This window comes from Bacteroides sp. AM37-9 (assembly GCF_003603455.1).
Classification (GTDB): domain Bacteria; phylum Bacteroidota; class Bacteroidia; order Bacteroidales; family Bacteroidaceae; genus Bacteroides; species Bacteroides xylanisolvens.
In genome coordinates this window covers 112,492-127,967 of sequence record NZ_QTNF01000002.1, presented here as the reverse complement: position 1 = coordinate 127,967, position 15,476 = coordinate 112,492, and the positions used below count along the sequence as shown (strand labels likewise).

General features: G+C 38.0%; 8 protein-coding genes. 6 read left to right on the top strand and 2 right to left on the bottom strand.

Annotation, left to right across the window (positions count from 1 at the left end):
- Nucleotides 1-4 precede the first annotated feature (4 nt).
- Nucleotides 5-2,692 (top strand): family 78 glycoside hydrolase catalytic domain, encoded by a 2,688-nt coding sequence (locus DW862_RS01785; protein ID WP_120067244.1) that lies wholly within the window; start codon nucleotides 5-7, stop codon nucleotides 2,690-2,692.
- 35 nt (nucleotides 2,693-2,727) lie between these two features.
- Here the strand turns inward: DW862_RS01785 and DW862_RS01780 are convergent, their stop codons facing one another.
- Both DW862_RS01780 and DW862_RS01775 read right to left on the bottom strand, forming a co-directional pair.
- A complete protein-coding gene (locus tag DW862_RS01780; protein WP_120067192.1) occupies nucleotides 2,728-3,384 on the bottom strand; it encodes a transposase in 657 nt (218 codons plus the stop codon).
- Nucleotides 3,385-3,443: 59 nt separating this feature from the next.
- The gene (locus DW862_RS01775; protein ID WP_120067191.1) at nucleotides 3,444-4,376 is read right to left on the bottom strand and encodes a transposase; all 933 of its coding nucleotides are present in this window, start codon (nucleotides 4,374-4,376) and stop codon (nucleotides 3,444-3,446) included.
- 1,090 nt (nucleotides 4,377-5,466) lie between these two features.
- On the opposite strand from DW862_RS01775, the gene DW862_RS01770 reads away from it, so the two are divergent.
- From DW862_RS01770 to DW862_RS01750, 5 genes are all read left to right on the top strand, one after another.
- Nucleotides 5,467-8,622: a glycosyl hydrolase gene (locus DW862_RS01770; protein ID WP_120067190.1), complete on the top strand. Its 3,156-nt coding sequence runs from the start codon at nucleotides 5,467-5,469 to the stop codon at nucleotides 8,620-8,622.
- 264 nt (nucleotides 8,623-8,886) lie between these two features.
- Nucleotides 8,887-10,740, top strand: a complete 1,854-nt coding sequence (locus DW862_RS01765; protein ID WP_120067189.1) for a RagB/SusD family nutrient uptake outer membrane protein — start codon at nucleotides 8,887-8,889, stop codon at nucleotides 10,738-10,740.
- A 21-nt stretch (nucleotides 10,741-10,761) separates the two neighbouring features.
- Entirely contained in the window at nucleotides 10,762-11,217 is a 456-nt protein-coding gene (locus DW862_RS01760) for a DUF5004 domain-containing protein (protein ID WP_120067188.1), read from the top strand.
- A 17-nt stretch (nucleotides 11,218-11,234) separates the two neighbouring features.
- Nucleotides 11,235-12,302, top strand: coding sequence for a DUF4961 domain-containing protein (locus tag DW862_RS01755; RefSeq protein ID WP_120067187.1), 1,068 nt, complete (start codon nucleotides 11,235-11,237; stop codon nucleotides 12,300-12,302).
- 45 nt (nucleotides 12,303-12,347) lie between these two features.
- Nucleotides 12,348-15,470: a SusC/RagA family TonB-linked outer membrane protein gene (locus tag DW862_RS01750; protein ID WP_120067186.1), complete on the top strand. Its 3,123-nt coding sequence runs from the start codon at nucleotides 12,348-12,350 to the stop codon at nucleotides 15,468-15,470.
- Nucleotides 15,471-15,476 lie beyond the last annotated feature (6 nt).

Below are 15,476 nucleotides of genomic sequence, written 5' to 3'. Positions count from 1 at the left end.
TGATATGAATAGTATGAAACGGTTATTGTGTTTGGTTGGTTGTTTCTGTTGGCTGTCAGTGATAGTGTATGGAAATAAGAAAACATCATCATTTTATTTGTCGGAATTAAAATGTGAAAATCTAATTGAACCTTTGGGGATTGATAATGTGACTCCTCACTTCAGTTGGAAGTTAAAGGGGAACGGCTGGAAAGGCGGGCAAACTTATTATGAAATACAGGTAGCTTCGGATAGTATTTTGTTGGTGCAGGACAAAGCTGATTTATGGAATACCGGAAAATTGAAATCCAATACTTCGGTTATGGTACCTTATCAGGGAAAAGCTTTAACTTCTCGTTCTTTGTGTTATTGGCGGGTACGCGTTTGGGATGATAAAAAACAAATTTCTTCATGGAGTCCTGTTGCCCGTTTTGGAGTTGGTATCTTGAATAAATCACAGATGCAAGGAGAATATATAGGGGCTTCTGTTGAAGGTGGTAAGATTTGTGCTCCTATTCTTCGCAAGAAAGTGAAATTGACTCAGGGAGAGACTTCTTTCCTGCATGTAAATACGTTAGGTTATCACGAAATTTATATCAATGGGAGAAAGGTTGGGGAGGACGTTCTGACCCCTGCTGTATCACATTTATCTAAACGTTCACTAATTGTTACTTATGATATTACTCCTTATTTAAGAGAAGGAGAAAATGATCTGCTTATCTGGCTGGGACAAGGTTGGTATAAAACGACGACTTTCGGAACAGCTTATGAAGGTCCGCTGGTAAAAGCAGAATTGGATGTGTTGAGAAATGGTAAATGGGAAGTCGTAACGAAGACAGACGGAGCATGGTACGGACGTGAAAGTGGCTATTCGGATACAGGTACTTGGCGTGCTTTGCAGTTTGGAGGTGAGAGGGTGGATGGAAGGATTCTTTCGCGAGATCTTTCAACACAGGCTTTAGACAAAATGAAATGGACTCCTGTTGTGAAAGTGAATGTTCCCGATCATATCGCTTCCCCTCAAATGTGTGAGGTAAACAAGATACATCAGATTTTGCAGGCTGTGTCTGTAAAGAAGCTGGGTGAAAGTCTCTGGCTGGTAGATATGGGGAAGGTTCAGACCGGATGGTTTGAGATGCAAATGCCTATATTGCCGGCGGGTCATGAAGTTATTATGGAATATAGTGATAATTTGACGAAAGACGGTGAATTTGACAAGCAAGGTGAAAGTGATATTTATATATCTGGTGGTAAGCAAGGAGAATACTTCAGAAATAAATTCAATCATCACGCTTTTCGATATGTGCGCATCTCCAATCTTCCTCAGAAACCGGAAACAGGTGCAATGAAATCTCTGCAAATTTATGGAGATTATAAACAGACCGCAACTTTTGAATGTTCGGATGCCGACTTGAATGCTATTCACCAAATGATTCAGTATACGATGAAATGTCTGACTTTTAGTGGATATATGGTAGACTGTCCGCATTTGGAACGTGCAGGATATGGTGGTGATGGAAACTCCTCAACGATGTCTTTGCAAACGATGTACGATGTAGCTTCAACATTTGAAAACTGGGTGCAAACATGGGGAGACTCCATGCGTGAAGGAGGAAGTTTGCCGCATGTTGGTCCTAATCCGGGTGCCGGTGGCGGCGGTCCGTATTGGTGCGGATTCTTTGTACAGGCTCCCTGGAGAACGTATGTCAACTATAATGATCCCCGCTTGATTGAGAAATATTATTCTCAAATGAAAGAGTGGTTTAAGTATGTTGATAAATATACAGTAGATGGTTTGCTGAAACGTTGGCCCGATACCAAATACCGTGACTGGTATTTGGGTGACTGGCTGGCACCCATGGGAGTAGATGCAGGTAATCAGGCTTCAGTGGATTTGGTAAGTAACTGTTTTATCAGCGAATGCTTGAGCACTATGTATAAGACAGCCTTAACATTAGGAAACAAAGAAGAGGCGGAAGAGTTTGTTATGCGTAGAGAAAAACTCAACAAGTTGATTCATCGGACGTTCTACCGTGCGGATAAAGGAATCTATTCTACCGGCTCACAATTGGATATGTGCTATCCTATGTTAGTAGGTGTTGTGCCTGATTCTTTATACAATAAAGTGAAAAAGAATGTCATTGCCATGACTGAAGAAAAATATAAAGGACATATTGCTGTTGGTTTGGTTGGAGTACCTATTTTGACAGAATGGGCTGTTCGGAATAAACAAGTGGATTTCTTCTATCAAATGATGAAGAAACGTGATTATCCCGGTTATCTATATATGATTGACCATGGTGCGACAGCGACTTGGGAATATTGGAGCGGAGAACGAAGTCGTGTGCACAATTGTTACAATGGAATTGGTACTTGGTTTTATCAGGCTGTAGGAGGAATACGTCTTGACGAGGCTAACCCTGGATATCGTCACTTCTATGTCGATCCTCAAATACCAAACGGTGTGACCTGGGCAAAAGTAACGAAAGAATCACCTTATGGCACAATTGCCGTTAATTGGAAGTTGAAAGATGATAATCAGTTGAATCTTCAATTGACAGTTCCTGCCGGAACAACGGCTACAGTTTGCATCCCCAATAATGCTGTCTCATATAAAATGAATGAAAAGAAAGTGAGTGTTAAAAAGCAGACTGTTGATGTAGAAGCAGGGCATTATGATTTTCTATTTAACTTGAACTTAGGAGGCTACTAGAGTGTATTTGGTTCTTAATCAAATTCCGTGCTGTTTCATGTGCTAAATCCATTAATTTTAGCAAACAGTAATTTTATGTTTGCCCTGTTATACATTTGTCTTTTGATTGCCTTTAATTTATTAACCGTACCTTCCAGTACTGCATTGTTCCAGGAATAATCAATAGCTGCCTTTACCGCTTTCTGGTCGGATTTTATATATTTGGCAAACCCTCTGATAGCTTCGGATTTTGCATCTTCCGCCCTTTCGAGCCAGCCTTCCAATGGATTCAGGGATTTTCTATTAAGAATTTCCCTGAACTCTCTCGCAAGTTCTATTGCCTGTTTGGCCCGTTTGCTCTGATAGAGTTTCTCCAATTCTTCCAACTTTGGTTTTCCGGTAAGTATAAAGCGTTGGATAGTCTTTCTTGATATACGGTTTTCTTTTATTTTCTTTGCAATGTTTCTATTCTCTTCTTTTATTTCTTTCTGCTGGCTCTTGATACTGTTTCTTAGTGTTTGACTGACTCGTTTTATAGCCGATGCTGAAAGCTTATTATCCATCCTTTTAACTAACTGATTCACCTTCCAGCATCCCATGGAAAACTCCAGAGCCAATTTATCAATAAATTTAAAAATTAATTTCTGTTCATCGCTCATGTAGTCTTTACGCGTATGTTTGAATAATAATTTCCTGACTTTTTCTGTATGCATATTATATGCTTGTGCTATCTGGTAGAAAGTCTTTCCTTCTCTGTATGCATTATCCGCTTCTATAAAAAATTGAAGTTTCTCCCGATGTCTTTCTCACCCAGGTTCCAGAAATCCTTCATAATTTCTGTTTTACATTCCTGTACGGTTGGGAAGCTATATGTTTTCTTCGTTCCCCAAAAGCTGCGTAGTAGCTCGGAAAACTCATCGGCCAGCATATCAAGCATTTTTTTGATCAGATGAAACTTGTCGCTTATCTGAATTGCACCCGGCAGGCAACGGCTTATGGCATCGGCATAAGTGGCAGATCCGTCTCTGGTTACAAACTGTATTTGTTGGTTTTCTAATAAATAGTTATCCAACTCTTTACCCGAACGGCAGTCCAGCAGCGCAATGGTCTGATGGCTATGTTGATCGACAACCACACTCATATAAGTGTGCCCTTTCTTTTTAGCTGCGTCATCGATTCCTATAGCTGTAGCATGGGAAGTCGGAAGATTCCGGTCAATACTGCGTAGACAAGTGGAAGCGCTACAAGAGATATGCTGAAGCCCCAATAAGTATGAAGCGATACGAGAAGTCGTTTTTAAAGATACAGAAGTAATTCTGTCTAAAACTTCTTGGGTTTTTCGTCCATAACGGGGAGCTATACCGGGTAAGGATTCGCTGAAGGTGCGTACACAGTGTTTGCAACGAAATCTACGGGCCTTTACAAGAAGAACAGTACTCATGTTAAAGCTTTCAGAACCCTGAATATGACGGAAATAATAACTATGTACGTGTTTTGTTCTTCGCCCGCAATAAGGGCAAGCGGAAGTCTTGCGAGTACTGGATAAATGAACCACTACTTGATTTTCATGTATCGTCAGATGTTCCTGCTTGAAGCCAGGTACAGCAAGACGGATGGAAACAATGCTAAACCTTTTATTAGATTGAATATTGTTTAATGATTCTTTTTCATTACTTTTGTCGAAGGCGGATATGTTTGGATACATAGTAACTAGAGGCTTTGGTCAGCTATAAAGTTACTAAAAGACAAGCATATCCGCTATTTTTATTACAATAAAATCTATTGATTTATATGCAAATTGTAAATTAAAAACAAGATAGATTTTAAAATAAAACAGCACGGAATTTGAAGAAGAACCGTGTATTTATGATTTTCATTTCTCATATTCTCATTCATTAATCATAAATGGCAGAAAACTAATAGGATAGATTATGAGAAATGATTTATAAGATGGCATTTCTCATAGTTTTTCCGTCAAATACCCCGTATTTAACCTTGTTTCTCATACTTGTTAGATTCATTTCTCATAGTGTTTTTCCAATCAACCTATACAAGAATAAAGAAACAACTAGTCAACCATCATCAGGGAAGTACATATTCTCCTTGTCCCATATATTGTGGGAAAGTGTTCCCTACTAGTAGGGAAAAGATTCTCTTATTTTGTGGGAATAAATTTTCATAATATTAGGGAACATTTTCCCATAATATATGGGACAATCGGAACTACAGTTTATCTTCAACCAGAAAAAAGGAGAAGATAGTATTTGACTATGAGAAATACTCTGAAATACTATGAGAATAAGGTGAATTTTAAGCAAAAATAGAAGGAGTATTATGAGAAATGCCGTCTTAGAAAGTATTTCTCATAAGCTATTTATTTGATTATTTGCTGTTTATCAGTCACCTATGAGAATATGAGAAATGAAAATGAAAAATCTTTTCTAGAGGCTGCTGAATTTTTTATTGATACATTTAAAAACGCACCGTAATAAACTAATTTATCATTTAATTTAAGTCTGTGCAGAAACAAAATTAACTTTAGGAAAATTGTCTAGTGAATGGATTTGAAGTTAATCGCTTTGATTATTATTTTTATATGATTCTTTTTAAATTTCTCTTTAGTGGTTTCTTAAATTTCAAGCGTTCATAGTATAAAGTTCAATAGATATAGGTAAAAAGTTAGGATTGGTGTTTGAAATTCCACAATATTCCTCCGGTCTATATATTATCTTTTTATTAATTGGCTGGAGGAGTTGCTGGAAGTTTCGTTTGACTAAAGTGAAAAATATGATATCATGAAAAATGTTTTAGTAATGATTACGTGTGCCTTGATTTGTTTTTTGTCAGCGTGCTCGAATGTAAAAGGTGTACCTTCTATAGTAACTATTGAAAAAGGCTTTCGGGAAATTCCCGATAATATCCGAGTGGGATGTTATTGGTATTGGATTTCAGATAATATCTCAAAAGAGGGAGTGATTAAAGACCTGTATGCTATGAAAAAGGCAGGGATCACCCGTGCATATATAGGAAATATTGATATAGGAGGAAATGCTTATGGAGATGTGAAGATATTTACGCCCGAATGGTGGGATGCCATACATGCAGCACTGAAAACTGCGACAGAACTGGACATAGAAATAGGAATGTTTAATAGTCCTGGGTGGAGTCAGTCGGGAGGACCGTGGGTGAAACCGGAACAGAGTATGCGTTATCTGGCAGCTACCGATACGAGGGTGAAAGGTCAGCAAACTTTTTCGTACACAGTACCTGGATATTCGGATTCTATGCAGTTAGTTCGTATTATTGCTTATCCTGTCCAAAGCGACATGTTTCAAAAAGAATGGAAAGTGCAACAGAAAGGATATGAACCCGTAGTTTTTGAAATGCACCTTGATGAACCACAGCCAATTCGTAGTTTCATTTTTGCTACAAACAATTATGTCTGGACGAAAGCGGAGCTCCAAGCTAAAGTCGGTGATGCCTATAAAACGATCCGGAAGTTTGAGATAGACCGTACCAATGGTATGCGTTCTGTTGGATTTTTCACCAATGCTCCGGTTGTTCTTTCTCTTCCTGCAACGGAATCTGCGGACTTTCGTTTATTGTTGGATAAGCCAATTAATTCTTATGGGGATGTAGAAGCCACGGTCACTCTTTCTTCCGCAAGAACGATAGAACGATATCCGGAACAATCTTTGGCGAAGATGTATCAACGTCCCGATCCTAAATGGGATTCATATATGTGGACTAATCAGGATTGGTATAACGATTCGGAGGGCTTTGTGATACCACAGGATAAAGTAATAGATTTGACTGCTTTTCTTTCTTCCGATGGGACTTTGACTTGGAATGTACCGGAAGGTGACTGGATTATTTCCTGTTTGGAAATGAAAACGACAGGTGTGACAAATACACCTGCTACCCCTGAAGCTACCGGACTTGAAGTGGATAAAATGAGTAAGCAACATGTCAACGCACACTTTGATGCTTATATGGGTGAAATTCTTCGCCGTATACCTGAAGCTGATCGTAAGAGCCTGAAAATAGCAGTGCAAGACAGTTATGAGACGGGTAGCCAAAATTGGACGGATGATATGCTGGAGCGCTTCAAGAAAGCTTATGGATATGATCCACTTCCTTATCTACCTACTCTTTATGGTAAAGTAGTAGGGAATGAAGATATGTCTTCTCGTTTTCTTTGGGATCTGCGCCGTCTGATTGCAGATGGAGTTTCATACGATTATGTAGGTGGATTGAGAGATATTTGTCATCAACATGGACTCACAACTTGGTTGGAAAATTATGGGCATTGGGGATTTCCGGGAGAGTTCTTGCAATATGGCGGTCAATCTGATGAGATTAGTGGTGAATTTTGGAGCTTTGGTGATTTGGGGTTAATTGAAAATCGTTGTGCTTCTTCTTGTGGGCATATTTACGGTAAAAAGCGTATTTGGGCAGAATCATGTACAAGTGGAGGACCTAATTTCACCCATTATCCGGGCAATATGAAAGCACGTATTGATCGTTTTTTCGCTGAAGGTATCAATGCTTCATTACTCCATTTGTATATTCACCAACCTTATGAAGATCGTAATCCCGGTGTGAGTGCTTGGTTTGGAAATGATTTTCATCGTAAAAACACTTGGTTTAGTCAAATGGATTTATTTACAGACTATCTGCGGAGGTCGAACTTCCTTTTACAGCAAGGTACTTATGTGGCGGATGTCGCTTATTTCATCGGTGAAGATGCTCCCAAAATGACAGGTTCAATAGATCCTCAATTACCAAAAGGATATTCTTTTGACTTTATTAATGCCGAGGTTCTTTTAACGAGGGCTATCGTTAAAGATGGTTGTTTGACCCTGCCTGATGGAATGAAGTACCGTTTACTGGTATTGCCAAATCAAAAATCAATGCGCCCCGAAGTACTGAGAAAGATTAGTGAATTGGTACACGATGGCTTGGCTGTTTATGGTGATGCTCCTGAATATTCTCCTAGCCTGTCCGGCTATCCTGAAGCAGATAAGGAAGTATCACATATTGGTACAGAATTGTTTGCTAACGATCATTATGGAAAAGGAAGAGTGTTTCAACGGGGTATTATTTTACAAGATGTGTTGGATACACTGAATATACATCCTGATTTTAGGTGTGAAAAAGATATGCCAGTTTTGTTTATACATCGAAATCTACCAGATGCGGAAATTTATTTTGTGTCCAATCAGCATAATGAGAAAGTGTTTTTTAACGGAGAATTTCGTGTGTCGCAGGAATTCTCTCCGGAACTTTGGAATCCTGTAACAGGAGAGATTCGTTATTTACCAGATTTTAAAAGTAAAAAAGGCTATATATCTTTACCTGTTGAGTTGGAAGGAAATGAAAGCGCCTTTATTGTTTTTCGCAAGACTAACAAAGTAACAGAAAAGAAAGATAATTTCCCACAGAAAGCAATAGTTTATAAGATAGATACCCCTTGGAAGATCACGTTTGAAGCAGGTAAACGTGGACCGAAGACACCGGTAGTTTGGTCTCAATTGAAAGATTGGATGGATTCAGAGAATGATAGTATAAAATACTTTTCCGGGCAGGCTGTTTATGCAACTACTTTCACATTGGAAAAACTTCCGCAGAAGAGCTTGTATATTGATTTGGGTAATGTAATGGTAATGGCAAAAGTGACACTGAATGGGCAATATGTAGGTGGAGTATGGACTTTCCCATATCGTCTGAATGTGACAGAATATCTGAAGAAGGGTGATAATACATTAGAAGTAACAGTAGTCAACAATTGGCAGAACCGTCTTATCGGTGATCAACATCTTCCAGAAGATCAACGTATGACATGGACAACAATCAATCCATGGAAGGCTGATTCGCCTTTGCAGTCTTCAGGACTGCTCGGTCCGGTGGAAATACATACTTTCGATTATGAAATAGTTAAGCTCGAATGAACTGTTTTTTATCCTTATATGTGGTATTTTCATTTATAACCATTCTTTGTCTAAATATTGGTTTTCAAGATATTCCTGAAGTACATATTTAATAAAGAGATATTGTATACTACAAAAAAGCAATGTTGTTTAGTGGTGTATTGTTTTTTAATCGTCTTATTAATAAAGTAGATAAATGTAATCTAATAAAAAAAAACTAATAATAATGAATATTACTGTTCACAGAGTTTATAAACGATTTATTAACCGCTATTTCTATTGTATATGAAAAGCTTGTTTTATTTATTCTTACCTATTGTAGGTGTATGGTTGTTTTCATCTTGTGCAAATTTAGAGCAGGTTGAAACAACAGATCTTGATCGGGAATCTGTTTTTGCAGATAGTGCATATACAGCAGGGTTCCTTTCTCAAATTTATGTAGATGTTGGTTATGATGTTAAGCCCAATCGATACACTACTAATGCTTTTGGGGTAACAAAAGAACATGGGGGCTTACAGACTGCTTGTGACGAGGCTGCTTATAAAGTAGTCTCTGATGTTACTAATGATGTGATGTTTGCAACAGGGACTATTAATTCACTTAATGTATTGGAAGATGATGTTTGGAAGAAAGCATATACTAATATACGAAGGGTGAATTTATTTATGAAGTATGTGGATGGTGCTCCGTTACTTGAATCCACTAAGATTCAGTATAAAGCGGAAGCACGTTTCTTGCGTGCGTGGTATTATGCAATGATGTTGCGTCATTATGGTGGAGTACCTTTGCTTGGTGATACCATATATGAAGTGGCGGATGATATGAAAACAAAGCGTGACACATATGCTGATTGTGTGAAATATATTGTAGACGAATGTGAGTTGGCTGCAAAAGATTTGCCTGTTGTATTTAGCGGTATAAATAATGGACGCGCTACCGCTGGTGCATGTAAAGGGTTGATTTCTCGTATTCGTTTATATGAAGCTAGTAAATTATTCAATGGTAGTGATTTTGCTATATCTACTAATTGTCCAAAAGAGTTGATCGGTCATCCTGATTATGATAAAGAACGTTGGAAGGCAGCTGTTGATGCAGCTCTTGATGTGATAAAGCTAAATCGTTATGCTATTTACACACGCCATATAGAAGCTGATGGATACAATCCCGGAAGAACAGAACCAGGATGGGGATTTTATGCAATCTTTCATAATAATGACTTTGGTAAGGTGCCAGATGGGGCCTATGTGACGTATTCAAATGGATCGTATTGTGAAATGATATTTGAATGCAGGCCAGGGGAAGGCAATCAACGTGAGGCATTGTTTGGTCCTCCTACGTGTGGTGGTAATGGTAATGGAGGGTATATTTATCACGATTTGGTAGAACAGTTTCCGATGAAGGATGGAAAGAAAATAGGAAAGAGCGATAAATATCCTTATGATCCCATGAAACCAGCAGAAGGACGTGACCCACGTTTTGCTAATACTGTTGTTTGGAATGGTAGTGTAATGATGAGTGGAGGTGATAAAGATCACGTCGTCTATACTCATAAGGGGGTGGGATCGACTACTGATGCTTTTGGAAGTGGTACGCCGACCGGATATTATATTCGGAAGTTTAGTCATCGCCAATTAGCGGGAAATTGGTTTGTAGGTACTTCACAGGCGTTTGACTTGATTCGCTATGCTGAAATCCTGTTGAATTATGCAGAAGCAGTCAATGAATATTATGGGCCTGATCATAAAGATATTTTAGGAGAACAAATTATAAGTCCGTATGAAGTATTGAAAGTACTTCGTGAACGTGCTGGTATCGATGCTGGAGATGACGGTAGGTATGGATTGGAAGAGGGCGTAGAAACAGATTACCAAAAAATGAAAGACGCTATTCGTTTGGAACGTCGTATTGAGCTGGCTTTTGAGGGACATCGTTTCTTTGATGTGCGTCGTTGGATGATTGCTGAAGAAACTGAAAATATGCAAATGCACGGATTCGAAATTACCAAAAATATAACAGAAAAAGGCAAGGTGGTTCCGGTACGTAAACATACTTTCCGTAAAGCGATGTACTTCTTTCCTATTCCTTATAAAGAAACGGTGAAATCTGAAGATTTGATACAAAATCCTTATTACGAATAATTCTAAGAAATAGAATATAATATGAAATTAAATATAAGATTTACAATGGGGGTTTTCTTTACATTGGCAGTAGCTGTCAGCTCTTGCGATACATTTAAAGATGAAATAACCCCTGAAAGTTATTCAGAAGTAGCTAAAAACATAAATGCCAACTGGCAATTGTCGGCTGTTTCTCGAAATGGAGTAGACATTACGGACATGATGGATTTTACGCGTTTCCATATTGTGCTGAATGAAGATAATACATACAAAATAGAAAACTATTTACCTTTTATCGTGAAAGGTAATGGTAGCTGGAGTGTAGATGATCCTATATATCCGTTCCATCTTTTTTTTAAAGAAAATGGAACAGAGACGGAAATAAAGACGCTTATTGGATTTCGAACAGTAGATGGAAAACGTCAGATGACCATCACTTTGAGTCCGGGATGTCATACAAATAAGTATATCTATACTTTTAAGCAAGTAACAGAATAATGTTTTAAGGTAATTTTATGAAAACGAATATCAAAAAAAATAGGGTTGCTTGGGTAGGCAGTAGTATTCTGATGGCGCTTGTTGTAGTCGGATGTGTTTATCTTGATAAGGTTAATATCAACCAAGGTACAGAAGAGAATCCCATTTATTGGGCAAAAGCAGGAGAAATTGCCACTTTTACTATTGATGGACATATCGAATGTGCACAGAATCAAACAAGAAAATTTCTTATGGCAATCTTGGTCCCGAAAAGTTGGAATGCACGTGAGAATACAACTGTGACTTATACGGCTACTGGTAAGGAAGATGGAGTAACTCCGTTTCCCATGTCACCTGTTGACCCCCAATTAGTGCCAAAAAATGTGGATGTACCTTGGTCAGAAGTATTAAGGGCTGAATATGGTGTGGGTACCAATGTATTGAACGATATGGAATGGGTAGCCTTTAGTACGAATAAGATCTATCCGATGCTTGAGCATGAGGACGCTACTTTCAAAATAACTTTGAAATGTAAAACAGGACCTAAAAATCTCCGTTTTAAGCCTGCTTTCTTCATTAATTTTGCGGAAGATGATTTTCCCGGAAATGACGAAACCGGTATGAAATACAAGAAGTATGTACCTAGCCACGACTGCTTTGAAGTGGTAGAAGGAGTAGGCGAAGTAACTGATTTCTGTGCTTTTCACTATAATAAAGTTGAACCGCTAGCAGCATTACAAGATGACTTTGTGACATTCACTTTCCTAGGTGATACATATGAAAATGAACTTAAGAAGGCTGATGCTGTCTATCTGGAAGCTATTGCATATACGGATAATGGCAATACGTATGAAGTAAAAGAAAAGAGTGTAAAGACGTTGATGCCTAAGGAAGACAGTTTTCTTAGTAATATCTTTAATTTAACAATTTGGCCGGCAGAATATTTTGGAATTCAAGAGGGGGAAACAATCACCCGTATTGAGTACATCTTTACAAATGAGGATGGTACGCTTAGTATTACGAGTACTGATGATAAAATAGCTGCGGAAGGGGGAGAGATAGAAGGTGACAAGGAACCTTTTATTTGCGAACTTGCTTGTGAATAAAGCCATCATGTTCTTTTTATTAATATTAAAAGGTAGATAAATTATATGTATAATATAGTAACTAAAATAAGTAGACGGTTTTATTTTGTATTGCTTGCTATGGGTATGCTTTGGGGAATGATGTCTCCGAAAGTATTTGCGCAGGAAGTAGGTGGTACTAGTATTATCGGTAAGGTGGTTGACCAATACGGTAATCCGGTTCCGGATGTAACGATCACCATGAAAAATAGTGATTTTAAAGTTATAACAGGGATTGATGGAGTTTTTACATTTCAAATGAAAAAAGGAGATGTACTGCGTTTGTCACATCCGGAGTTCATTCACAAAGAAGTTAAGGTTAATAAGTTGAAGAATACAGAGCGTGTATTCAAGGTGACATTAAATGAACAATTTATTAAAAATAGAGAAACCGTTAGTGGCCCTTATGAGCCTAAAAATAAGAAAAACTATTTAGGCTCTGCTGCTACTGTGTACACGGACGACTTGTCGTCTATGATGGGGACAACCATCTTACCAGCCTTGCAAGGTCGTATGGCAGGTTTGAATGTAAGTCAATATGCAGGAGCTCGTGCACATCAGATTGCTGCTAATTCAAGAAATGATTTGATTGGTAGCGTTCCTTTATTTGGTGAGGGATTTTATAGTGACAACACAGAATTTGGTATCGGTTCACGTGGTAATGGTCCAGTAGTAGTTGTTGATGGTATCCAGAGAGAATTATATTCACTTGACCCGGAAGCTATCGAGTCGGTATCTATACAAAAAGATGCGTTGTCATCAATGTTTTTGGGCATGCGTAGTTCGCGTGGTGCTTTACTGATTACAACTAAAGAACCTATTAACGAAGGAATCCATTTATCTTTTACGGGACGTTTTGGTGTGCAGAGTGCATTGAAAACTCCTAAACCTCTATCAGCATATCAATATGCATACTTGTTGAATGAAGCATTACAAAATGACGGAAAGGATCCGCTTTATTCATACGATGACTTTAATAAGTTCCGTACACATTCTAGTCCATACACACATCCTGATATAAATTGGTTCGATGAAATATTGAACAAAAATGCTACTACACAGGCATATAATCTAAATGTAACAGGAGGTAATAGGGTTACACAATATTTTGTTAGTGTAGGTTATCAGGGTGAAAAAGGGTTGTTTGCAAATCCCACAGATAATGATGCACATGATACGAATTTATCATATTCACGTTATATGATTTCTTCGAAGGTGAACATCAATATTACTGATGACTTTACAGCAAAAGTAACTTTGCTTGGTCGCGTGGAAGATGGCAATCAACCAGGTGTATCTTATGGGAGCTTATTAAATTCTATTTATAATACTCCTAATAATGCTTATCCTATAAAAAACCCAAATGGAACATGGGGTGGTAATAAAACATTTGATAATAACTTGATGTCACAGTCGATTAATTCAGGTTATATCAAAGATAGCGCGAGAGATATGGTAGGAGGCGTTAACTTGAAATATGATTTTGGCAAATTAGTGGAAGGTCTGTCAGTTCGTATGGTGGGTAATGTTTCTATTCAGAACCGTTCCTATGTTCAAAGAAGCAAACGTGCTCCGGTATATGCTTATGGATTTGATAAAGAAGGGAAAGAATTTTATACTCTACATGGGGCCACAAATACACAATCTAATTTCTTTAATTCAGTGACTAGTTATCAGCAGATGTATGGTCAGATTGCTGTCGACTACAATCGGCGCTTTGGAAAACATGGAGTAAAAGCTACTTTAATGAGTGACACTCGTCAAACATTGGTCAACTATGATTTACCTCAGTTGCCTTCCAATATTATAGGTGATGTGGCTTATGATTATGCAGAGAAATATTTTGTACAGGCTGCTTTGAGTGAAAGCTATTTCAATCGTTATGCGCCAGGTAACCGTTGGGGAACTTTCTACGCGTTTGGCTTTGGTTGGGATATAAGCAAAGAAAATTTTATGGAAGATGCTAATTGGCTAGATCAGTTAAAAATACGTGGAACATTTGGTAAGACAGGTAATGGTATGGATAACTCTGGTTATTATGGATATCGACAAACTTTTTCTAGCAATGTGGCAGCTGGTTACCCAATGGGAACAAATCTGGGCATGGGGAATCTTACAACAGAAAATACCCCGTTAGCTAATCCCTACTTGACATGGGAAAAAGCGTATAAGTTGAATGTAGGAGTTGATTTGTCATTATTTAATAACCGTTTAAAACTGACTGCAGATTATTATAATGATAAATATTTTGATTTGCTCCAAAGCAGAGGTAAAAGTATCCAGTTAATTGGACAGTATTATCCGGCAGAAAATATAGGTAAGGTACGTCGTTTTGGTGGAGAACTCTCGTTGACTTATCAAGACCGTGTGAGTAATTTCAATTATTATATTTCTGCTAACTGGAGTTGTGATCAAAGTAAATTGCTCTATATGGACGAACAGTATGTTCCGGAAGAATATCTACGTCAAACAGGTCGTCCTGTAGGAGTAATGTACGGATTGGTAGCCGATGGATTTTTTACTTCCAAAGAAGAAATAGAAAATAGTCCGGTTATCGAAGGTTTTAAAAATATTCAGCCAGGTGATATCAAATACAAAGATTTGAATGGTGATAAAGTGATTAATGAGTTTGATCGTACTGTAATTGGTGGTGATAAACCGTATTCCTATTTTGGAATTAATTTGGGTTTTGAGTGGAAAGGACTAGAGTTCTCTATGCTTTGGCAAGGAGCTTATAACCGTGATTATTATTTAGGCGATGTGACTTTGACCGAGGGTTTCCAACAAAATGGTCAATTTTATGGTCAGGCTTATGAAAATATGTTGGGGAGATGGACTCCGGAAACAGCTGAAACTGCTACGTTCCCAAGACTGACGGCTGGTGGAAATAATTATAATCGTGGTAATGGCTGGAACTCCTCTTTCTGGTTACGTTCCGGAAACTATATCCGTTTGAAAAATATCAGTTTGGGATATAACTTGCCCGATTCATTTTGCCGTAACAATTTAGGTGGTTTGCGTGTGAAATTATTTGTCAATGGACAGAACTTGTTTACAAAGTCTGCGTGCGATTTAGTTGACCCGGAAGTTAGTTTCACAAGCTATCCGCTACAACGTTGCATTAGTACAGGTATTAATATCAGATTTTAATGAATT

What these genes read in the sequence shown, in the direction of transcription:
- DW862_RS01785 (WP_120067244.1), top strand. Translation starts at nt 5, where the DNA reads ATGAATAGTATGAAACGGTTATTGTGTTTGGTTGGTTGTTTCTGTTGG.
- DW862_RS01780 (WP_120067192.1), bottom strand. Translation starts at nt 3,384, where the DNA reads ATGCATACAGAAAAAGTCAGGAAATTATTATTCAAACATACGCGTAAA.
- DW862_RS01775 (WP_120067191.1), bottom strand. Translation starts at nt 4,376, where the DNA reads ATGTATCCAAACATATCCGCCTTCGACAAAAGTAATGAAAAAGAATCA.
- DW862_RS01770 (WP_120067190.1), top strand. Translation starts at nt 5,467, where the DNA reads ATGAAAAATGTTTTAGTAATGATTACGTGTGCCTTGATTTGTTTTTTG.
- DW862_RS01765 (WP_120067189.1), top strand. Translation starts at nt 8,887, where the DNA reads ATGAAAAGCTTGTTTTATTTATTCTTACCTATTGTAGGTGTATGGTTG.
- DW862_RS01760 (WP_120067188.1), top strand. Translation starts at nt 10,762, where the DNA reads ATGAAATTAAATATAAGATTTACAATGGGGGTTTTCTTTACATTGGCA.
- DW862_RS01755 (WP_120067187.1), top strand. Translation starts at nt 11,235, where the DNA reads ATGAAAACGAATATCAAAAAAAATAGGGTTGCTTGGGTAGGCAGTAGT.
- DW862_RS01750 (WP_120067186.1), top strand. Translation starts at nt 12,348, where the DNA reads ATGTATAATATAGTAACTAAAATAAGTAGACGGTTTTATTTTGTATTG.